Raw genomic sequence first — 19,499 nt, forward strand, 5'->3', positions numbered from 1 at the left:
TGTGGTTCCTACACGCCCTAAGTAGATTATCATTATCGTAAACCACGCTTACATATCAACCAGTAACGGATAAATACGATGCAACCGCTCAAAAATTAGGTCAATCTTGCTTTCTGGCAGTCAATATTGGGTTCAGATCGGGCTATGGCTTTAAAAAATACCCTTAAAATTCTGCATACCTCAATAAAAACCAAGCATTACTTGAAGTGAATTGCAGATAGTCGTTACAGTAATGGGTCAAGCTAGCCCTTTGGCTGCGGAAGCACCACACATTATGGATATATATATGTTTCGACCCGTTTCTTTGTTTATTGGCTTAAGGTACCTACAGGGCCGCTCTGGTGATAGGTTTAGCCAATTTGTTTCGTATATGTCCACTGCGGGAATTACGATTGGGGTGCTGTCTTTGGTTACTGTTTTATCAGTAATGAATGGCTTTGAAGGGCAACTTAAAGGTCGAATACTCGGCGTGCTACCACAAGCGATTATCGGCATGGAAAGTGGGCGAACACCTGAGTCCGCGACCCCTCCTGATTTTATCTCCAAATTGGGCCATATAAATGAAATCGTGCCTATTGTCGAAGGTGAAGCGGTGCTGCAAAGCCCTTCCCACCTTATGGCAGGACAGATGGTAGGTATTAACGGTGCGCCCGATGAACCGCTACGAGAGTTTATGCTCTCAGGTAGCGTTGATGCCCTGCAAGCGGGCAAATATCGGATATTGATTGGGCATACGCTAGCTCGTCAATTAAAGGTAACTCAAGGCGATAAGGTTCGTTTGTTAGTGACTAATGCAAGTCAGTATTCACCAATTGGTCGTATCCCGAGTCAGCGTAATTTTACTATCGCAGGTATCTTTAATACCGGCTCTGATATTGATGCCCAACTGATGGTAACCAATATAGAGGATGCGGCACGTTTACTTCGTTTGCCAAAGCATACCGTCAGTGGGTGGCGACTATATCTAGATGACCCATTTATGGTTTCTAGCTTAGCTAAAACTCAGCTACCTCAAGGATGGCAATGGCAAGATTGGCGAGCGCAAAGGGGCGAGCTATTTCAGGCGGTTAAAATGGAGAAAAATATGATGGGCTTGATGCTCGGGCTTATCGTAGGTGTAGCGGCATTTAATATTATATCAGCATTAATCATGGTGGTTATGGAGAAACAATCTGAAGTGGCGATTCTAAAAACGCAAGGTATGAGTCAAGAACAGGTCATGGCGGTATTTGTGGTGCAAGGTGCAAGTAGTGGTGTGATTGGCGCGGTATGTGGCGGGCTACTCGGAATGTTATTAGCGAGCAATCTAAATTCGATCTTACAGGCATTTGGAGCGTCTCTATATGCTTATGGTGGGCAACTACCGGTTATGGTCGAGCCTTCTCAGGTTGCAATAGTAGTAGGTCTTGCAGTCGCTCTCAGCGTTCTTGCAACCCTTTTTCCATCTTATCGGGCAGCATCCGTTAAACCTGCCGAGGCATTGAGATATGAGTAACTTATTAAGCTGTCAAAACCTAACCAAGGTTTATCGTGAAGGCAGTGTGGATACCGAAGTCCTGAAAGGGGTGAGCTTTGATATTAAAGCGGGAGAACTAGTTTCTATCGTGGGCAGCTCCGGTTCAGGCAAAAGCACGCTATTGCATATTTTAGGTGCTCTTGATGAGTCAAGTGCTGGTGGGGTGCAATTTCAGCAACAACCTCTAGATAAACTAAGCGCAAATCAGCAGGCAAAACTGCGTAATCAATATCTCGGTTTTGTGTATCAATTTCACCATCTTTTAGCGGATTTTTCTGCGGTTGAAAACGTTGCAATGCCTTTACTTATTGGTGGCACAAAACCACAGCTGGCTAAGCAAAAAGCGATTGAGCTTCTGAAAAAAGTAGGGCTAGAACACCGCCTTGAGCATAGACCCTCGGAGCTGTCTGGCGGAGAGAGACAGCGGGTTGCCATCGCTAGAGCCTTGGTTAATGAACCGGCTTTGGTACTTGCTGATGAGCCAACAGGTAACCTAGACCACAGTACTGCGTTAGATATTTATGATCTTATGCGCGAGCTTAATCAAAAATCAGGCACTGCTTTTTTAGTGGTTACTCACGATAGTGAATTGGCGAGTAAAATGGACAGAAAAATGCATATGCAAGATGGTCTGTTGTTAAAAAGTGAAGAGGGCGCTTCGTGATTTCATCGCTCTCTCTATTTATTGGAGCGCGCTTTAGTCGTGCCAAACAACGCAATAAAATGGTCTCCTTTATTTCACTTTCTTCAACCCTTGGCATTATGGTTGGGGTTGCGGTCATTATTGTGGGTTTGTCCGCGATGAATGGCTTTGAAAGGGAGCTGCAAAATAGGGTGTTAGCTGTGGTTCCCCATGGGAACTTTACCGCAGTCAACAAGCCAATAGAGGATTGGCAGGCGTTGGTTAAATATATCCAAAATAAACCCCAGGCTGTCGCCGCGGCGCCGTTTGTGAAGTTTACCGCGTTAGCCGAAAAAGGCACCCATCTGAAAGCGGTTCAGGTACAAGGGATTGACCCTAGTTTAGAGCAGGGGGTTTCTGATCTGTATCGCTTTGTTAAAGGAGATGCTTGGCACTCCTTTAAAGCAGGCGATCGGAATATGATCCTTGGGCAAGGGGTGGCGAATCAGCTTGGAGTGAAAGTTGGTGATGCCATCTCGATTATGATCCCAAGTCCTCCACAAAATGGTCGTACCCAAGCACCTAAGAGGGTACGAGTGAAGATATCTGGGATCTTCTCTCTAGGCGGTCAACTCGACCATTCCTTAGCACTAGTCCCCCTTGCTGATGCACAAGGGTATTTAGCTATGGGAGATACAGTAAACGGGATCTCAGTTAAAACGACCGATGTATTTAATGCGCAGCCGTTAATGCGCAGCTTGGGAAATACGTTACCCTTGTATGTGTATATCAATACTTGGCAGCAGGATTTTGGTTATATCTACCGCGATATCCAGACAGTGAGAACCATAATGTACCTAGTCATGGTGCTAGTGATTGGGGTGGCTAGCTTTAATATTGTGTCGACCTTAATGATGGCAGTAAAAGATCGCGCAGCTGAGGTGGCAATTTTGCGTACTATGGGGGCGCAAGACTCACTAATTAAAGCAATATTTATGTGGCAAGGGGTCTTTTCTGGGGTATTGGGTGCAATAATTGGCAGCATATTGGGGCTGGTTGTTGCGTCAAATCTTACGGTGTTAATCAAAGGTGTAGAGGCGCTGATTGGGCACCATTTCTTATCCGGAGATATCTATTTTATAGATTTCCTGCCTTCTGAGGTGCATAGCAGTGATGTACTTTTGGTCTCGGGAACCGCGATATTGCTAAGCTTGATTGCAACTTGGTTTCCCGCACGAAAAGCGGCAAGGCTGAACCCAGCTATGGTGTTGAGTTCGAAATAAACTAAGACTGAATAAAGTATTAAAAAAGCGCTAACTCCATGAGTAGCGCTTTTTTTGTAGCTAGTGTTATGAGAACGGGTTGAGCTTGAGTTTCCGTTTTTGCCAGCTGCGAACTACTGAATAGCGCCACAACGCGCGGATGCCAAAGTAACCAGTAATTGAGCATACAGCAGCACAGATAGCACATCCTAGTAGAAACGGAGGGCCGATAGTCGACATCTGTGATACGAGGTAATCCCATGATAGCTCGAAATGGAAGCTCTGTGGCGGTACATGCATCAACAACGAGCCTATCTTGTACGCAAAATAGAACATAATCGGCATGGTTATCGGATTGCTTATCCATACTAGCGCTACTGATAACGGTAGGTTTACACCAAATAGTATGGCCAGTCCAGCGGCCATGATCATCTGACTAGGCAGAGGAACAAAGCACATAAATAGACCAACAGCAAATGCACCTGAGGCGGAGCGACGGTTCAAAACCCATAGGTTTGGGTTGTACAGTACATTCCCGAATATTCGAAGCGCTTTTTGACGTTTGATGACTTCATGGTCAGGCATAAAGCGTTGAATAAATTTTCTAGGCATAAGGGAATATGGCTCTCTTATTAGCTAAACGAAACTTGATTGTGTTTTCTACGACTATTGTCGTGACAATGAATGGGCACATCTTTCCTGATGCTATATGGCTAATTCCGTTGCTTGTTCTAGCGCTAGTGTGTTGCCGCCGCTTCGAAATACCGATGGGGCATGCCGTTTTGTTGGCAACAGTGGTTAGTCTAGTACACGTTTCTCAATTTGTGAGACAAACCAACACCTTATTCAATTGTGGTTCAGATATTACCATAGATGTTGAGATTGAAAGTACCTTTAAAGCGAATCTTTATTTTGCAACATCACCAGTATCATTTAGTGGAGTCAATCACTGCGGGTCTCCGGTGAAAGGGAGGCTTATGCTACGAGTAAAGCATGATACCCATCAACTATCCTCTGCAAATGACCAGCATATACCGTTCAAACTCGGTGAAATATGGAAAGTTCGGGTCAAGCTAAAACCTGTACGGGGATTACAAAATGGTGTGGGATTCGACTTAGAGAAGCATTTTGCAAGCCGCGAGTTACTCGCAACCGCAGAAGTTATAGAGGTAGTCGCACGGGTCGGTAAAGCCAACCTGCGCGGACGGGTGTTTGAAAAATTCTATCAATTAAGTCGTGAATTTAAACAGCAACCCTTGATGCTGGCGTTGATGTTTGGCGAACGAAGCGAAATCAATAGCGACTTATGGGAGCAACTGCGTTATAGCGGACTTGCACACCTGATTGCAATATCGGGGCTACATATAGGAATGGCATTTGGGATTGGGTGGGGAATAGGGTGCGCTGTTCGTATCTGTTATGGGCGGGCAATCTGGCTTCCTTTCATATTGGCGATGGGAACGGCTCTATTTTATGCATGGTTAGCGGGTTTTAGCGTTCCAACGCAACGAGCGCTGTTGATGTGCGCTATCTGGAGTATTACCTGCTACGCGCAACTACGATTGCCCAGATGGCATCTATTATATTTGATTGTGGCGGTTATTTTAGCCTTGTCTCCAAACTCTGCTTTAGATAACAGCTTGTGGTTGAGCGTTGGAGCCGTTGCGACCTTGTTTGTTGTTACTCGAGTCTGTGTACTGGTGCCTTATTTGGTGCTACGAGCCATCGCCCTTCAATTGTTGTTATCGGTAGCGTTAATCCCATTGTCAATAGGGATCCTAGGCGGGTTCTCTGTGGTGTCCTTTGTGTACAACTTGGTCTTCATTCCTTTGGTTTCGTTGATCGTGGTACCAGCGCTGTTCTTGTCGTTTATAACTATGGGTTTAAACGAGAACTGGGCGAGAATGATATTAAGCGGAGTTGACCAATTACTCTCCGGACTCGCTCAATCTTTAGCGTGGGTAAGCCCTGAGTTGTGGATTGATGCGCCTAAATTTATTACGGCTACTGTTTTGATAGCCATATTAGGTGGTTTAATTCTATATTATCGCCATTGGCTATTGCTCTGTTTACTACTGACTGCATCAAGCTATCAGGCGCCGCTGAGTTGGAAGTTAGATGTACTGGATGTGGGACACGGTTTAGCGGTACTTGTTCATCGAAATGGCAAGGCTTTACTATATGATACCGGTGCAAGCTGGTCGACGGGCAGTATGGCAAAGCAGGTGGTCATGCCGGTACTGAACTACGAATCGTTAGATCTCGAAGGCATGTTTGTCAGCCATTGGGATAATGACCACAGTGGTGGGGCAACGATTATTTCAGATTCCCTTGCCCCGCCAATGAGATTTTCTTCGCAACAACAATCAGGCTATTTACCATGTCTACGAGGAATGCATTGGTGGTGGGAGGGGTTAACGGTGAGGATTCTGTGGCCGCCAATAACCGTTTATCGAGCTTATAACCCACACTCCTGTGTTATCGAAATCAGCGATGGGCAGCATACGGTGTTGTTGACGGGAGATATTAATCTGTTGGTTGAGTATCAATTACAGAAACAGTTATCCGCTGTTGATGTGGTTTTGGTGCCACATCACGGTAGTGTCACCTCTTCAAGTTGGCGATTTATTGAGCGCATCAAGCCAAAGGTTGCAATTGCATCAGCATCAGCAGCAGGCAAATGGCAATTTCCGGCACCTAAAATTAAACAAAGGTATCTAAAATCAGGAAGTAATTGGTTAGATACTGCACAGTATGGGCGTGTTGAAGTGCGTTTTTTCCACCAAAATATGAGCATTCGCACTTATCGGGGAAGACAATATGAAGCTTGGTATAGGCAGATTTTGCGTAAGGGAGTAGAATGATTAGTAACTGAATAAAAAATAAAGCAATTTCTATGTCAAATTTCTCAGACGAATCTACCTGGCAAACTTTCAAGCGTTTGTGGAAATACATACGTCTGTATAAATTAGGGTTGATTGTGGCGGCTATCGCATTAGTGATAAACGCGGCAGCAGATACCTATATGATTTCCCTATTAAAGCCATTACTTGATGAAGGCTTTGGTGATGTTGAATCTAATTTCTTAAAAACCCTGCCTTGGATCATCCTTGCGATGATTATCATAAGGGGGATAAGTGGATTCATCTCCACCTACGGGTTGAGTTGGGTTTCAGGCAATGTGGTGATGCTAATGCGTCGCGCAGTGTTTAACCACTTTATGCACATGCCCGTTCCTTTCTTTGACCGTGAATCTACCGGTGGGTTGCTATCACGTATTACCTACGATAGTGAGCAGGTAGCCAGTGCAACCAGTAAAGCATTGGTTAGCTTGGTTCGTGAAGGTGCTTATATTATTGGTCTTTTGACCCTTATGTTTTGGAATAGCTGGCAGCTGTCATTGGTGTTACTGGTTGTTGCGCCATTTGTGGCATTTGCTATTCGTAAGGTTTCTAAGCGATTTAGAAAGATTAGTAAGAACATGCAAACCATGATGGGGCAAGTGACCTCATCTGCCGAGCAGATGCTAAAGGGACATAAAGTTGTATTAAGCTATGGTGGCCAGCAGGTAGAACGAGAGCGTTTTGATGACGTTTCTAACCGCATGCGTCAGCAGAGTATGAAGATGGTTTCCGCGCAAGCTGCTGCAAACCCTATCGTGCAGCTTATCGCTTCATTTGCATTGGTAGCTGTGCTTTATCTTGCCAGTATTGATCAGATTCGTGCTGATTTAACGCCTGGTACGTTTACTGTGATTTTCTCAGCGATGTTTGGCTTAATGCGTCCTCTAAAATCACTTACCAATGTGACCTCGGATTTCCAACGCGGTATGGCAGCAGCGCACACCTTGTTTAGTCTCATGGACCTTGATACTGAGACGGATACAGGTAAGCGTGAAGTTAAGCGTGCAACGGGTAATGTATCAGTGAAGGATGTAACCTTTAGCTACCAAGGTAAAGAAAAGCCTGCATTACGTAACGTTAGCTTTACCATTCCTGAGGGTAAAACCTTGGCCTTAGTCGGACGTTCTGGCTCCGGTAAGAGTACCATCGCTAATCTATTTACCCGTTTTTATGATGTAGACGATGGTGAAATAGACCTTGATGGACACGATATTCGTGATTATCGTCTTGAGAATCTTCGCAGTCAATTTGCTCTGGTTTCGCAAAACGTGCATCTGTTTAACGACACTATAGCCAATAATATTGCCTATGCTGCTGAGGGTGAATATAGCCGCGAACAGATTGAGCATGCGGCTAAATTGGCACACGCCTTAGAGTTTACCGAGCGCATGCCTGATGGGTTGGATACCATGATAGGTGAGAATGGTGCAAGCTTATCCGGTGGCCAGCGTCAGCGTATCGCGATTGCACGAGCACTGTTAAGAGACGCACCAGTACTGATACTCGATGAGGCAACCTCGGCTTTAGATACTGAATCAGAGCGCGCTATTCAATCGGCATTAGATGAGCTGCAAAAAGATAAAACGGTGCTGGTTATTGCACACCGCTTGTCTACCATCGAGAGTGCTGATGAGATCTTAGTGGTTGATGAGGGTGAGATTGTTGAGCGCGGTACGCACGCACAGCTTATCGAGAAAGATGAAGCTTATGCACAACTTCATCGCATCCAGTTCGGTGGCTAATAAACGTGGTTCATTTTTTGTGGTTTAGTCGCCATCCGCTACGTTTTCTATTTTGGCCACTATTGTGGCCATTAAGCTTATTATTTGCCGCCGCTAGCCGCCGCCGCAAACAGCAGTTTATGGCAGGCAAACGTGAGGTGTATAAAGCACCGGTGCCTGTGATTGTGGTAGGTAATATTACCGCGGGTGGTAATGGCAAAACTCCGGTGGTGATATGGCTAGTTGAGCTATTACAGCAACAAGGCTTAAAGGTGGGCGTTGTTTCGCGAGGTTATGGGGCCACGGCCCCAAGCTACCCGCTATTAGTGGGCAATCAAACGCCTGCAGAGCATTGTGGTGATGAGCCTAAACTTATTGCTCAGCGCACAGGGGCCACGGTTATGGTTGATCCTGTGCGAGCGCAAGCCGTTAAAGCATTATTGGAACATGGGGTAGATGTTGTAGTGTGTGATGATGGGTTACAACACTATGCTTTGGCTCGAGATATTGAATTTATTGTGATCGATGGGGTGCGCCGCTTTGGTAATCAGAATCTGATACCTCTAGGTCCACTGCGCGAGTCTACTCAACGCTTGTCTGAGGTCGATTTTTTGATTACCAATGGTGGGACGGCGCAGTCAGGCGAATTTGCCATGAGCCTTGCTCCTGATCTTGCTATTAACCTAGTCACTGGTGAGCAAAAAGTGGTGTCTGAGCTTGGAAGGTTAACGGCAATCGCGGCAATCGGACATCCACCGAGATTCTTCAATACCCTCGAACAGATGCAAGCCCATGTTATCACTTGCAAAGGCTTTACCGATCACAAGGCTCTGACAGCCGACGATATTCAGCCACTAATGACAGCTAGTGATGCCTTAATTATGACAGAAAAAGATGCGGTTAAATGTCGTGATTTTGCACATTCGAACTGGTGGTATTTACCGGTTTCAGCCAATATATCATCACGCAATACGACAACCGTTTTAGATAAGATTAATGAGGTTTTAAAGGAATATGGATCATAGACTGCTAGAAATCGTAGCTTGTCCAGTATGTAAAGGTAAGCTGGCATTTGATAAAGAAAAACAAGAACTTGTATGCAAGTTTGATCGCTTAGCTTATCCAATAAAAGAAGGCATTCCTGTGTTATTGGAGCCTGAAGCTCGCATTATGACAATAGACGAAGGTCGTTAAGTATGTCTTTTACGGTAATCATTCCTGCTCGCTATCAATCATCACGTCTACCGGGAAAGCCGTTAGCTGATATCTGTGGTAAAACCATGATTGAGCGTGTATACCAGCAAGCACTGCAAGCGGGTGCGGACTCAGTGGTAGTTGCAACCGATGATGAGCGCGTAGCCCAAGAGGTTAAGCGTTTTGGCGGTGTGGTATGCATGACGTCAAGTCGCCATGAATCAGGGACTGAGCGCCTTGCAGAAGTGGTGCAAAAGATGGGTATCAGCGATGAACATATCGTGGTGAATGTTCAAGGGGATGAGCCATTAATCCCACCTCAGATCATTACTCAAGTCGCGAATAATCTTGCCCAAAGTGATGCGCCGATGGCGACACTAGGGGTAGATATTGAGAGTGCAGAAGAGGCATTTAACCCGAATGCGGTGAAGGTGATTGCAGATGAACAAGGTTATGCAATGTACTTTAGTCGCGCTACTATCCCGTGGGATCGCGACCAGTTTGCCGCAGATAAGAACACACTCCGCCAACCTTTAATGCGCCATATTGGTATTTATGCCTACCGTGCTGGGTTTATCAATACCTATATCAATTGGCAACCCTCTGCACTTGAGCGTATTGAATCACTCGAGCAATTACGTGTACTGTGGTATGGAGAGAAAATCCATGTAGAGCGAGCTAAGGTAGCGCCTGCCGCTGGTGTGGATACTCAGCAAGACCTTGATGAAGTAAGACGCATCTTCGCCAGCAGTAACTAAACTCACGTCAAAATTTAACAAATGCAGCGGTATTAGATACCACTGCATTTGTTGTTCTTAAACGACCTTAAACACATCTTCCATGGCTAATCTTGATTTTGGCTGGCCAAAGTTTCGGTCTAACTGTTGTGAATGATAGCCCATAGCGAGTGCCACATCGCACACATAGCCACCTAGTTCATCGGCAAACTCTTCAGCAATCAGCTCAGAATCGATACCTTCCATCGGCGTTGCATCAATGCCCATACGCGCAACAACGTGTAGTGCATTGCCAAGTGCGATATAGGTTTGTGCTTTGGTCCAACTGGCATTACAGCCATTTTCATCACTATGAAGTGCGGCAAAATGAAATGCGCCATTGAGCACATCATCGTACACTTCAGGTTTCAAGCGACCTAAAGCTACATTGATATCGAGTACTTTTTTGTAGTCCTCTTTTTTGTATATAGGGTTGTGTGCGAACAAAATGATATGCGAGGCATCGGTGGCGTGGTGTTGATTTGGCTGATATTTATTTTTGAATGTGGCATCTAAGCGTGCTTTACCAGCCTCGCTTTCAATCAAGATAAATCGCCACGGCTGGGAGTTTATCGAAGAGGCTGACAAGCGAATGGCTTCTTTGATTATGGCGATATCTTGCGGTGGGATACGGCGATTTCTATCATATTTTTTAGTGGTATATCGGCTAGTTAGGTCTTCAATGATTTGATGTGACATATGCGTTTCCTAGGATGTAAATGCTTTGAATATGATTAAGTGTAGTAGCCCTATTGTAGGGATATCGGTATTCTTTAGGCTCTGCTAGCCAATAGTTATAAAACAATAATTTGAGGTGTGTGTCCTTTAAGCATAAAGGTGTGTTAGATGTATAGGTTACTGTTTTTAATTTGTTTTGTAAGCTCACCGGTATTTGCTCATTCTGGGCATTTAGATGCAAGTAGTGGGTTTAGTGCGGGATTCTTGCATCCCTTTTTGGGGTTAGACCATTTATTTGCCATGCTGTGCGTTGGGATCACCAGTTCTAGGTTGGGGGGGCGTGCAATTTGGGCTGTGCCTGGGCTGTTTATCGGTGTAATGACGATTGGCTTTATTCTCGGAAAGCAGGGGATACCTTTTGCTTATTTTGAGTCTCTAATTGGGCTTTCTTTAGTGTTCTTTGGTATTTTATTAGTACCGACTATGAAGCTACGAATAGGCTACATCGTGTGGCCGATTATGGTATTTGCAATCGCACATGGGTATGCCCATGGCAGTGAGATTGGTGTATTACATAATCCATGGGACTTCCAACAAGGCTTTTTGTTGGCTTCGGTAATTATTCATATTTGTGGCGTTATGCTTGGCTTTATTCCCACTTCGAATCCATACGTTCAACGTGGTGTTAAAGCGGGGTTTGTTGCGATAGCCGTATATGGCATCTTTTTGATTTGAAGACGGCCCTATCTATCACCGATCAAAAATGGCGAATTGATTACAACTCGCCATTTTTAATTATTCAGTATGATAGAGCAGATTATTGGTGCGGCTTTACTTGAACATTATATTGGTAGTAAGCCGAGCAAGCGCCTTCATTGGATACCATGAGCGCCCCAACCGGATTGGCAGGTGTGCACTCTTTGCCAAATAATGGGCAATCGGTAGGCTTTGCTAGTCCTTTTATCACGTTGGCGCAGCGACACCCTTCTGGTTCTGCAATTCGATTTGGGTTTAGGTTATATCTCGTAGAGGCATCAAATTTTTGATAAGCCGGTTTCAGCTTAAGCCCTGACTCATCGATATTGCCGAGACCTCGCCAATCACTAGACTGCGCAATAGTGAATACATCGTTAATTGCCAGCTGTGCCAATTGGTTACCACTATCGGAAACGGCACGTTGGTAGCAGTTAACTACATCCACTTGCTCATTGCTCACTTGGTCGACAATGGATTCGATTGCCATCAGGAAATCAAGCGGTTCAAATCCGGCTGTGGCGACGGGTAGTTGATACTCATCATTACAGAACTGATAGTGCTTTTGACCTGTAATAATTGATACATGTCCCGGAGCTACTAGTCCATTTAAGCGAACGTTTTCATCATCTAATACCGAGCGTAGAGCTGGCTCAAGTAATATATGATGACAAAGTACTGAAAAGTTAGTTACGTTCTGACGCGCAGCTTGCTGAAGAGTCAGGGCTGTGGGTGGGGTCGTCGTTTCAAAGCCAATTGCAAAAAATACCACGTCTTTGTCTGGATTTTGCTTGGCTAACGCTAACGCATCTAGCGGCGAGTAGACGATACGAATATCCGCGCCACGAGCCTTAGCCGCTAATAGATTACCATCTTGGCCAGGAACGCGCATTGCATCGCCATAACTACAGAAAATAACGTTATCTTGTTCAGCAATCTCAATCGCTTCATTAATGCGTTGGCGCGGCAATACACACACAGGACAGCCAGGGCCATGCACAAATTCAATGCTATCATTGAGAAGCTTATCTAAACCAAAGCGGAAGATAGTATGGGTATGACCACCACACACCTCCATGATTTGCAGAGGTTTGCTAGGTGACAGCTGCTCAAGTTTATTGTTGATAGATTCAACCAGCGCCATTACCTTTTCTGGTTGGCGGTATTCACTAATGAATTTCACTGTGTTCACCCATTTGTTCTATTAACTCCAGAGTCTCGGTCGCTTCTTGCTCACTGATAATCGCCAGCGCGAACCCTACGTGGACTAATACCCATTGCTCTATCAATGATTCGCTATTTTCAAGCCAAACACATGCCGCGTTCACCTCGCGTTTAAGTCCATTAATTGACACTGTGACTAGCTGTTGTTCTGGATCCGAGATTGCAACTATCTGTGCAGGTACACCTAAACACATATTATTTGTCTCCCAAAATCCAGTTTATCCAGCGATCCATGCCTTCCCCTGTACTAGCAGATAAGCAGATCACCTCGATCTCTGGATTTACCTTGCGTGCATTGGCGATGCACTGGTTAAGGTCAAAATTCACATAAGGTAATAGGTCGGTCTTATTGATCAGCATTACCTTGGCAGCTGCAAACATATTTGGGTATTTGAGCGGCTTTTCTTCACCTTCTGTGACCGAGAGAATCGCTACTTTGGCTTGTTCCCCTAAATCAAAGTCCGCAGGGCAAACTAGATTGCCTACATTCTCTATAAACAGTATAGCTCCCTTGGACAACTCCAATTGGTGATACGCCTTGTCTACCATACTTGCGTCGAGGTGGCAGCCTTTACCTGTGTTGACTTGGATAGCTTTCACACCAGTCGCTCGAATACGCTCAGCATCACTTGCTGTCTGCTGATCGCCTTCGATAACCGCAATTTGATGCTGGGTTTGCATACGCTTAATAGTTTCAGTTAGAAGGGTGGTTTTACCAGAGCCTGGACTTGAAACTAGATTTAATACGGTGAGTTCGTCTGCGGTAAAGTGGCTGCGATTGTGCTGCGCAATATGATTATTTTTACCCAGTATATCTTGCTCTATTTCAATGATTCGCTGCTGAGAAAGGCCAGGCACGTGCAGATGTGCCTTGCCAGCACCGTAATCAAGGGCGTCATTGTGTAATTCAGGTTGATGCTCATGTGTGTGCTGATGGTGGGAGTGGTCATCATGGCTATGATTGTCATGCCCATGCCCATGCCCATGCCCATGCCCATGCCCATGAGTATCGCTGACAGGTGATTGGGCGGGGTTAGGTGAATTATAGATATGTAAATGTACATCACCGCTATTATGATAGTGATGATGTACAACGGTTACAGGCTGTTGAGGCTGAGTGTGTGCACTCCCAGCGGTATGATGGTGATCATGTGAATGATGTTCATGATCGTGATCGTGATGATGGCCTTCCACCGTATCTGTTCCGCATCCGCATACTGTACACATGTTAATTTACCTCTATATGTTTTACTTTCATTTCGCTACCGTCAATAACCACATATTGATGTCCTTTGCACTTAGGGCAAGGGTCGGTGCGAGAATGGTAGTCAAATTGGGCCAAGCAAGTCATACAAAATATACTGCCTGGGACTGTTTCTATAGTTAATACTGCATCTTGTGCGGGGGTATTGTTAGTTACCGCGCTAAAGCCAAACTGCAAGGCATCGATTTCGATACCAGATAATTCTCCAACACTAATTACAACCTCACTGATTTGCTCTTGCGGTTGAATATGGTCTAAGGCTATCTGGACGATATTCTGTGCTATCGACATTTCATGCATAGTCTATTCATTACCCTTGTCGCTGTTGGTTGAGTCAAATTCAATACTCACTTCCATACAGGGAAAGTGGGTGAGTATCCATACCGACAACGCGAGTGGATAGTCGGCTAATTGTTTAAGATTTATGCCTAATAAACTGCGGCTTAGGCTATCAACGATACCCGATGTGGGTACCTGTATTGTATATTGTTTAACCGCACTATTGTGCCAAGTGACGTGATGGCTAAGCTGCCCCCTTGCCGCATCAACCGTACCGTCAAAACGCTGGTTAGAGTGATAATGCTGTGGCTGAATAACGTCGATTTGTGCATCAACTAGCTCCTGCCACATCGCTTGGATACGATCTACAATTGTGGGAGTAATCTGCTGCATACGCACGCTTGGGCCTGATTCATATTGCTGCAAGACGGATTGCTCAGTATATAACTGCTTCGCCCAATGCTGCTGGTGTATGTACTCAATAATCGGCTTAAACAGGGCGCTTTTAAAATCGACTGTCGTTATTGGCTCATCAATTGTTATTGGTACGGCTTGGCTATTGGCAAGCCATATATCATGGGCTAGCCGCGCTTTATACGCCATCAGTTGTTGGCGAAATTGCGTGAACAGCGCTTGTTGTGAGGGTTGCGCGGTAAATAACAGTTGAAATATTCGCCACAGTTGCCAGCTAATTTCTAACATGCGTTCCAACGCCAGTGCTTGATTTTGTGCTTGTTGTTGAGCTTGATTTGCACTGATACCTTGGGTGTGAAAAAAGGCGCTATTATGCGCTTGTCCACACTGCTTGTAGATTAAATTGAGGCGCTTGTTTACCGTAGCGGCATCTTGATTTAATAACACTGCATTTACGTTGGGGTAATTAAATTGGGCGAAGCAGTCGCGAATTATATCGTGCTCTATGTGTAGCTTTAGAATGATACCCGGCATTAATTGGTTGCTCCCGTGTGTAACTGACCTGAAGCTGGTAACTGCCTGCGATGCCAAGCAATCAATGCTTGGCCAACACTAATACCGCCGTCGTTAGCAGGGATAGTGCTGTGTATTAATGGGATTTGGTTTTGTTTAGTTAGGCCATGTTTTAACAGCATTAGTAGCAGGCTGTTTTGCATGACACCACCACTTAACACCACTTGGTTGGTGGATGCCAGTGGCTTTGCATCGTGCAACCAACACAAAACTATGTGCGCCAAGTATCGATGGAAAAATAGCGCTATGTGTGCGTTTGATTGCTGCCCATATTTTAGTAATAAGTGCTGCCACATAAGCTCAATAGAGGGATTAGGGTCGCTGTGTTGCAAATCAGTAAGCTCAAGATGTGCCATATTAAACCCTTGCCATGCCAGCCCCTCTAATGTCATTGCGGCTTGGCCTTCAAAGCTTTGCTGTTCAAATACATCGCTAACTAACGCAGCTACGGCATCAAAAAGGCGTCCAGTGCTGCTGGCTATAGGGCTGTTGATGTTATTTTTCATCGCTTGGCGCAACAGTGGTAGTGGCTTGCATGATAATTGCTGTAAGGCGCTGTTTGGCACCTGAGTACCATGGTGGGTTTGCCATGTTGGAACATGGGTTTCGAGCTGGGCTAATAGATTTCGCCACGGCTGGATTGATGCCTTGTCACCACCAATTAACGGGACTGCGGGTAAGCCTGTAATTCGCTGACAGGTGGCATAATTGGCAATAAATAGCTCCCCACCAAATAGGTTATGTGAGCAATTGTCATGTATATCATCGTTCCAACCTAAGCCGTCAAGGGTCACAGCGAGCATGGGGTTGTGATAACGAGAGATCTGATTATCCGCTAAGCAGGCTGCGATATGGGCGTGATGATGGTTTACGCTCGCTTGCGCTACATGAGTAAATAGAGCGTTGGCATACTGATGAGTGATATAGCCAGTGTGGCAATCATAAGCCCCGAGTGTGGTTTGATGAGCAAATAGGCTCTGCGTATCTTGGATAGTTGTCTTTATCTCATCCACTATCATAGGATTAGATGCATCACCGAGGTGGGGCATCATCAGGGCTCGTCCGCGCTTTGTAATGCATGTAGCTTGCTTGAGATCCGAGCCTAAGGCTAAGACGCCATCGCAGTGTTCAAACCCGGCAGGTAGGTCTAACATTTGAGGGACATAACCACGAGCACGGCGCATGATACTGGCTTTGCCATCAATGACCTGTACGATACTGTCGTCGAGGCGACGTACAATGTCACGATTATGGGTTAAAAACAAATCACACAGTTGCCCAAGTTGTGCCAAGGCTTGCAGGTTATCGATTGGCATTGGAAAGCCACTTTTGTTAGCCGATGTCATAACCAGAGGCCTATCGCACAGTTCCAATAATAGGTGCTGTAGAGGATTGCTAGGCAGCATAATGCCGATATATGGCATGGCAAAACTCACGTTCTCTGCCACGAGAGAATTGGGTTTTGGTTTAAGCAATACAATTGGCGCGGCGGCGCTAAGCAATTGACGCTGCTCTTCTTGGTTAACGTAGGCGATAGCGCGGACAGCATCAATATCTTTAACCATCAACGCAAACGGCTTATGTGGACGGTGTTTTCTGTGGCGCAAGGTAGTGACTGCGCAAGCATTGGTTGCATCAACCGCTAGATGAAATCCACCTACACCTTTAATTGCAACTGTCTTACCGCAGAGTAGTTGCTTTGCACACCAATCGAGAGGCTGCCCGCCTGCCTGTGAGACCGGCTTACCTTGGTTATCTTGAACCGTGATACTTGGCCCACAGGTAGGGCAAGCGGTAGGTTGCGCATGGAAGCGTCGATCCCTTGGGTCTTGATATTCGAGTTGGCATGTATTGCACAATTCAAAGGAGGCCATAGAGGTGTTCGCTCTATCGTATGGTATGGCTTTTATGATGGAATAGCGTGGCCCACAATGGATGCAATTGGTAAATTCATAGCCATGGCGCGAATCCTTAGAATCATGGATTTCTTGTAAGCAGTGTTCACAGGTAGCAGCATCGGGTGCAATGCTGGTATCCATAATGCCGGCATTAGATTGAGATATAACAAAGTCGGTATAGGATTTAATCTCGATATTACTTTGGGTTATGGAATCTATGACAGAAAGTTTAGGAGCATATTGCGAAATCGCGTCGATAAACTGCTCAATCTTGCTGTCTGGTTTTAGCTTAATGCCGACCCCGTTTGCGTCATTGTATACCTCACCCAATAGTCGAAACTGATGTGCTAATTGCCAGACAAATGGCCGGAAACCGACCCCTTGTACTTGGCCTTTGATTCGAATAAGAACACCAGTTTCTGGCATGTTTAGATCTCTCCGCTCTGCATTTTGTCGAAGATAATCTGATAAAGCTCAAGGCTTTCTAATGCCGCGTCTTCTTGCATAGTTTGCACCGCTCGGCCTGATTGGATCAGTACATAATCACCCAAAGCTAAAGGGTCAGTAATAAGGTGGATATCAACTTCTCGAGTTGTACCTAAGGTATCAACCAGAGCAGTTTGGTTGGTGAGATCAAGCTTGGTGATCTTAGAAGGAATAGAAAAACACATACTATATTCTTATGCCTAGCGAGTGAGTTGGGCGTCGTTTGCGACAAACATTGAACCGAATACTAGATTCATTGCAGTTAAGTCTGAATCGTAGCTGTGAGTAAGCTGGACGTTTTTAGATAAGCGTAAGCGCAACAACTCTAAAAAGATTGGATTATCGAATTCGTTACCAGCTAAGGTGAGCTTTTCAAAGCCAAGGTGTTGATCAAATCGTTCAATCCATGCACATAGATAGTCAGCAAGACTGTCTAAGAAGCCAGCAACGATGACTTTGTTATCATCTGGCATGGCTACGTAATAACTCAGTACTGATTGAAATGCTTTAACCCAATCGATTTCTAAGGTATCACCTTTGGTTATGAGCTCGAATTCAACGCGAGGTAAGTTCTCAAACTTGTTCGAGATAACCGTTGCTACAGCACTGTTACTGGCTTGCACTAAGGTCGCACCGTTATCACTTAGACCAAGGATAATAGCGAGTAATCCCAACATATCGCTTAGGCTGCCATTTGCGGTAGGAGCGTTTGCAATACGTTGACCATTAGCCTCTATGAACCGAGCCACCAGTTGCGTACTAGTGGGGTCTAATTCTGTTATTTGGTTAAGTAAATCCCTAAGGATGATCTCTTTACTGTACTGCGGCGCTTCGAACAGCCATTGATAGTCATAGGTTTTCTTATTATCTATGCGGTGTAATAGCCCAGAAGGGTATCGGTTATCAAGATAAAGCACGGCGCATTTCTTTGGAAAACGATCGCGCTGGAGAAGGTTTTCTAGAGCGTACGCAGCACTCATCTCGGGTTTAGACAAAGGGTGCGGATTATTGTCGCGCTTAATGCTGAGCGTGCCTTTTTTCCACTGTGCGTTTAAACCTAGTGCTGCGACTGAGGTGTGTATAGGCTGATGGGTAATTAAGGACTCAGGCTGCGGGGCGTTATCAAAATATAGGATGTCAGTCCCAAATTTAAGGATATGAGGACTGGTGTCGTCACCGTCTAATACAAATGCGTGGATATCCTGACCTGCACAATAGGTTGCAATTGTGTACGCCAGTTTGTGTGCCGGTAATGAAACGATGTAAGTATCAAGCGGTAATTGATATTTTTGTTTGAAGTCGGGCTTAATGGCTAAGCGTAGACTCGGCTTTTCAATACTGAGTAATAGTTGCAGATCGCGCTCGGTGACAAAGCAGGCGTTTTGCAATGCTTCAATGCTAGTAAAAACCATACGTTGTTGGTGCGGTTCAATATCTGTAAGTGGAAGCCAAGTTTCATTGACAATGTGACTGCCGTAGAGAGATTGAAGCGTCAGTGGTTTTTGCTCAACCAAGACCTCAGTCGATTGCAATAGCTGCTGGGTATCTGAAGGTATTACGGCCTGTTCATTGACTGTGATAGCGTTAATTATCGCGCTTTCACACACAGGGCAGAGGTGAGTAAAATCATCTTTACACTGCTCACAATAGTGCACGTAATCCACAGACTCACTAGTGGTCAGTAATTTACTGCTACCTTTGAATGACGGCACTGCGCTGATGTCTGTGCCGGTTATAGAGCAAGACAACGGAAAGCTTTGCCCTATAATATTAGCCAGTTCGGTGATCTCATCTTGGTCGCCATTGGCTTCAACATGATAGCCATTACTATCATGATAAATGGCATGCACTAACTTGCGTTGCAGTAATTCGTTGCATCGCCTAGCGTACAAATCAATCTGTTTAGTGGTAAAAAAGCTGAATCGAATAATCATGC

General features: G+C 45.2%; 19 protein-coding genes. 9 read left to right on the top strand and 10 right to left on the bottom strand.

The genetic code is table 11. The annotated features are described in order from the left end of the window. Nucleotides 1-286: 286 nt before the first annotated feature. The 3 genes from lolC to lolE are packed head-to-tail and all read left to right on the top strand — an operon-like array spanning nt 287 to nt 3,421. Entirely contained in the window at nt 287-1,495 is a 1,209-nt protein-coding gene (gene lolC, locus OCU28_RS04310) for a lipoprotein-releasing ABC transporter permease subunit LolC (RefSeq protein ID WP_261817109.1), read from the top strand. Further along, on the top strand, nt 1,488-2,180 hold the full coding sequence (lolD, locus tag OCU28_RS04315) for a lipoprotein-releasing ABC transporter ATP-binding protein LolD (RefSeq protein WP_261817110.1): 693 nt from the start codon (nt 1,488-1,490) through the stop codon (nt 2,178-2,180). The genes lolC and lolD overlap by 8 nt, the downstream gene beginning before the upstream one ends. Then, the gene (gene lolE, locus OCU28_RS04320) at nt 2,177-3,421 is read left to right on the top strand and encodes a lipoprotein-releasing ABC transporter permease subunit LolE (protein ID WP_261817111.1); all 1,245 of its coding nucleotides are present in this window, start codon (nt 2,177-2,179) and stop codon (nt 3,419-3,421) included. Before lolD ends, lolE begins: the two co-directional genes overlap by 4 nt. Nucleotides 3,422-3,487: 66 nt before the next feature. On the opposite strand, the gene OCU28_RS04325 is transcribed toward lolE, so the two are convergent. Then, nucleotides 3,488-4,012 (bottom strand): DUF2062 domain-containing protein, encoded by a 525-nt coding sequence (locus OCU28_RS04325; RefSeq protein ID WP_261817112.1) that lies wholly within the window; start codon nt 4,010-4,012, stop codon nt 3,488-3,490. A gap of 8 nt (nt 4,013-4,020) precedes the next feature. Here OCU28_RS04325 and OCU28_RS04330 point away from each other — a divergent pair, with 8 nt between their 5' ends. From OCU28_RS04330 to kdsB, 5 genes are read left to right on the top strand one after another with little or no spacing between them, the layout of a single operon-like run. Then, nucleotides 4,021-6,264, top strand: coding sequence for a DNA internalization-related competence protein ComEC/Rec2 (locus tag OCU28_RS04330; protein WP_261817113.1), 2,244 nt, complete (start codon nt 4,021-4,023; stop codon nt 6,262-6,264). Between the two features lie 32 nt (nt 6,265-6,296). After that, the gene (msbA, locus tag OCU28_RS04335; protein ID WP_261817114.1) at nt 6,297-8,045 is read left to right on the top strand and encodes a lipid A ABC transporter ATP-binding protein/permease MsbA; all 1,749 of its coding nucleotides are present in this window, start codon (nt 6,297-6,299) and stop codon (nt 8,043-8,045) included. A 5-nt stretch (nt 8,046-8,050) separates the two neighbouring features. Further along, on the top strand, nt 8,051-9,049 hold the full coding sequence (lpxK, locus tag OCU28_RS04340) for a tetraacyldisaccharide 4'-kinase (protein WP_261817115.1): 999 nt from the start codon (nt 8,051-8,053) through the stop codon (nt 9,047-9,049). Further along, nucleotides 9,039-9,218 (top strand): Trm112 family protein, encoded by a 180-nt coding sequence (locus OCU28_RS04345; RefSeq protein WP_261817116.1) that lies wholly within the window; start codon nt 9,039-9,041, stop codon nt 9,216-9,218. The genes lpxK and OCU28_RS04345 overlap by 11 nt, the downstream gene beginning before the upstream one ends. A 2-nt stretch (nt 9,219-9,220) precedes the next feature. Then, nucleotides 9,221-9,976: a 3-deoxy-manno-octulosonate cytidylyltransferase gene (kdsB, locus tag OCU28_RS04350; protein ID WP_261817117.1), complete on the top strand. Its 756-nt coding sequence runs from the start codon at nt 9,221-9,223 to the stop codon at nt 9,974-9,976. Nucleotides 9,977-10,033: 57 nt separating this feature from the next. Here kdsB and OCU28_RS04355 read toward each other — a convergent pair whose 3' ends face one another. Then, complete coding sequence (locus OCU28_RS04355) at nt 10,034-10,693, bottom strand: nitroreductase family protein (RefSeq protein ID WP_261817118.1); 660 nt, start codon at nt 10,691-10,693, stop codon at nt 10,034-10,036. 147 nt (nt 10,694-10,840) lie between these two features. On the opposite strand from OCU28_RS04355, the gene OCU28_RS04360 reads away from it, so the two are divergent. After that, on the top strand, nt 10,841-11,407 hold the full coding sequence (locus OCU28_RS04360) for a HupE/UreJ family protein (RefSeq protein WP_261817119.1): 567 nt from the start codon (nt 10,841-10,843) through the stop codon (nt 11,405-11,407). A gap of 82 nt (nt 11,408-11,489) precedes the next feature. On the opposite strand, the gene hypD is transcribed toward OCU28_RS04360, so the two are convergent. Genes hypD through OCU28_RS04400 form a run of 8 tightly spaced genes read right to left on the bottom strand, consistent with a single transcriptional unit; the run spans nt 11,490 to nt 19,497 of the window. Beyond that, on the bottom strand, nt 11,490-12,608 hold the full coding sequence (gene hypD / locus OCU28_RS04365; protein WP_261817120.1) for a hydrogenase formation protein HypD: 1,119 nt from the start codon (nt 12,606-12,608) through the stop codon (nt 11,490-11,492). After that, on the bottom strand, nt 12,595-12,843 hold the full coding sequence (locus OCU28_RS04370) for a HypC/HybG/HupF family hydrogenase formation chaperone (protein ID WP_261817121.1): 249 nt from the start codon (nt 12,841-12,843) through the stop codon (nt 12,595-12,597). Before OCU28_RS04370 ends, hypD begins: the two co-directional genes overlap by 14 nt. A gap of 1 nt (nt 12,844) precedes the next feature. Then, nucleotides 12,845-13,876, bottom strand: coding sequence for a hydrogenase nickel incorporation protein HypB (gene hypB, locus OCU28_RS04375; RefSeq protein ID WP_261817122.1), 1,032 nt, complete (start codon nt 13,874-13,876; stop codon nt 12,845-12,847). Between the two features lies 1 nt (nt 13,877). Further along, nucleotides 13,878-14,213, bottom strand: a complete 336-nt coding sequence (hypA, locus tag OCU28_RS04380; protein ID WP_261817123.1) for a hydrogenase maturation nickel metallochaperone HypA — start codon at nt 14,211-14,213, stop codon at nt 13,878-13,880. A gap of 3 nt (nt 14,214-14,216) precedes the next feature. After that, the gene (locus OCU28_RS04385; protein WP_261817124.1) at nt 14,217-15,140 is read right to left on the bottom strand and encodes a hypothetical protein; all 924 of its coding nucleotides are present in this window, start codon (nt 15,138-15,140) and stop codon (nt 14,217-14,219) included. Then, complete coding sequence (hypF, locus tag OCU28_RS04390; protein ID WP_261817125.1) at nt 15,140-17,503, bottom strand: carbamoyltransferase HypF; 2,364 nt, start codon at nt 17,501-17,503, stop codon at nt 15,140-15,142. Before hypF ends, OCU28_RS04385 begins: the two co-directional genes overlap by 1 nt. Before the next feature lie 2 nt (nt 17,504-17,505). After that, entirely contained in the window at nt 17,506-17,748 is a 243-nt protein-coding gene (locus tag OCU28_RS04395; protein WP_261817126.1) for a HypC/HybG/HupF family hydrogenase formation chaperone, read from the bottom strand. 15 nt (nt 17,749-17,763) lie between these two features. Further along, entirely contained in the window at nt 17,764-19,497 is a 1,734-nt protein-coding gene (locus OCU28_RS04400; RefSeq protein WP_261817127.1) for a hypothetical protein, read from the bottom strand. Nucleotides 19,498-19,499: the final 2 nt, after the last annotated feature.

Origin of the sequence: Vibrio gallicus (assembly GCF_024346875.1) — a bacterium.
Taxonomy (GTDB): Bacteria; Pseudomonadota; Gammaproteobacteria; order Enterobacterales; family Vibrionaceae; genus Vibrio; species Vibrio gallicus.

What these genes read in the sequence shown, in the direction of transcription:
- lolC (WP_261817109.1), top strand. Translation starts at nt 287, where the DNA reads ATGTTTCGACCCGTTTCTTTGTTTATTGGCTTAAGGTACCTACAGGGC.
- lolD (WP_261817110.1), top strand. Translation starts at nt 1,488, where the DNA reads ATGAGTAACTTATTAAGCTGTCAAAACCTAACCAAGGTTTATCGTGAA.
- OCU28_RS04325 (WP_261817112.1), bottom strand. Translation starts at nt 4,012, where the DNA reads ATGCCTAGAAAATTTATTCAACGCTTTATGCCTGACCATGAAGTCATC.
- OCU28_RS04330 (WP_261817113.1), top strand. Translation starts at nt 4,021, where the DNA reads ATGGCTCTCTTATTAGCTAAACGAAACTTGATTGTGTTTTCTACGACT.
- msbA (WP_261817114.1), top strand. Translation starts at nt 6,297, where the DNA reads ATGTCAAATTTCTCAGACGAATCTACCTGGCAAACTTTCAAGCGTTTG.
- OCU28_RS04345 (WP_261817116.1), top strand. Translation starts at nt 9,039, where the DNA reads ATGGATCATAGACTGCTAGAAATCGTAGCTTGTCCAGTATGTAAAGGT.
- kdsB (WP_261817117.1), top strand. Translation starts at nt 9,221, where the DNA reads ATGTCTTTTACGGTAATCATTCCTGCTCGCTATCAATCATCACGTCTA.
- OCU28_RS04355 (WP_261817118.1), bottom strand. Translation starts at nt 10,693, where the DNA reads ATGTCACATCAAATCATTGAAGACCTAACTAGCCGATATACCACTAAA.
- OCU28_RS04360 (WP_261817119.1), top strand. Translation starts at nt 10,841, where the DNA reads ATGTATAGGTTACTGTTTTTAATTTGTTTTGTAAGCTCACCGGTATTT.
- OCU28_RS04370 (WP_261817121.1), bottom strand. Translation starts at nt 12,843, where the DNA reads ATGTGTTTAGGTGTACCTGCACAGATAGTTGCAATCTCGGATCCAGAA.
- hypB (WP_261817122.1), bottom strand. Translation starts at nt 13,876, where the DNA reads ATGTGTACAGTATGCGGATGCGGAACAGATACGGTGGAAGGCCATCAT.
- hypA (WP_261817123.1), bottom strand. Translation starts at nt 14,213, where the DNA reads ATGCATGAAATGTCGATAGCACAGAATATCGTCCAGATAGCCTTAGAC.
- OCU28_RS04385 (WP_261817124.1), bottom strand. Translation starts at nt 15,140, where the DNA reads ATGCCGGGTATCATTCTAAAGCTACACATAGAGCACGATATAATTCGC.
- hypF (WP_261817125.1), bottom strand. Translation starts at nt 17,503, where the DNA reads ATGCCAGAAACTGGTGTTCTTATTCGAATCAAAGGCCAAGTACAAGGG.
- OCU28_RS04395 (WP_261817126.1), bottom strand. Translation starts at nt 17,748, where the DNA reads ATGTGTTTTTCTATTCCTTCTAAGATCACCAAGCTTGATCTCACCAAC.
- OCU28_RS04400 (WP_261817127.1), bottom strand. Translation starts at nt 19,497, where the DNA reads ATGATTATTCGATTCAGCTTTTTTACCACTAAACAGATTGATTTGTAC.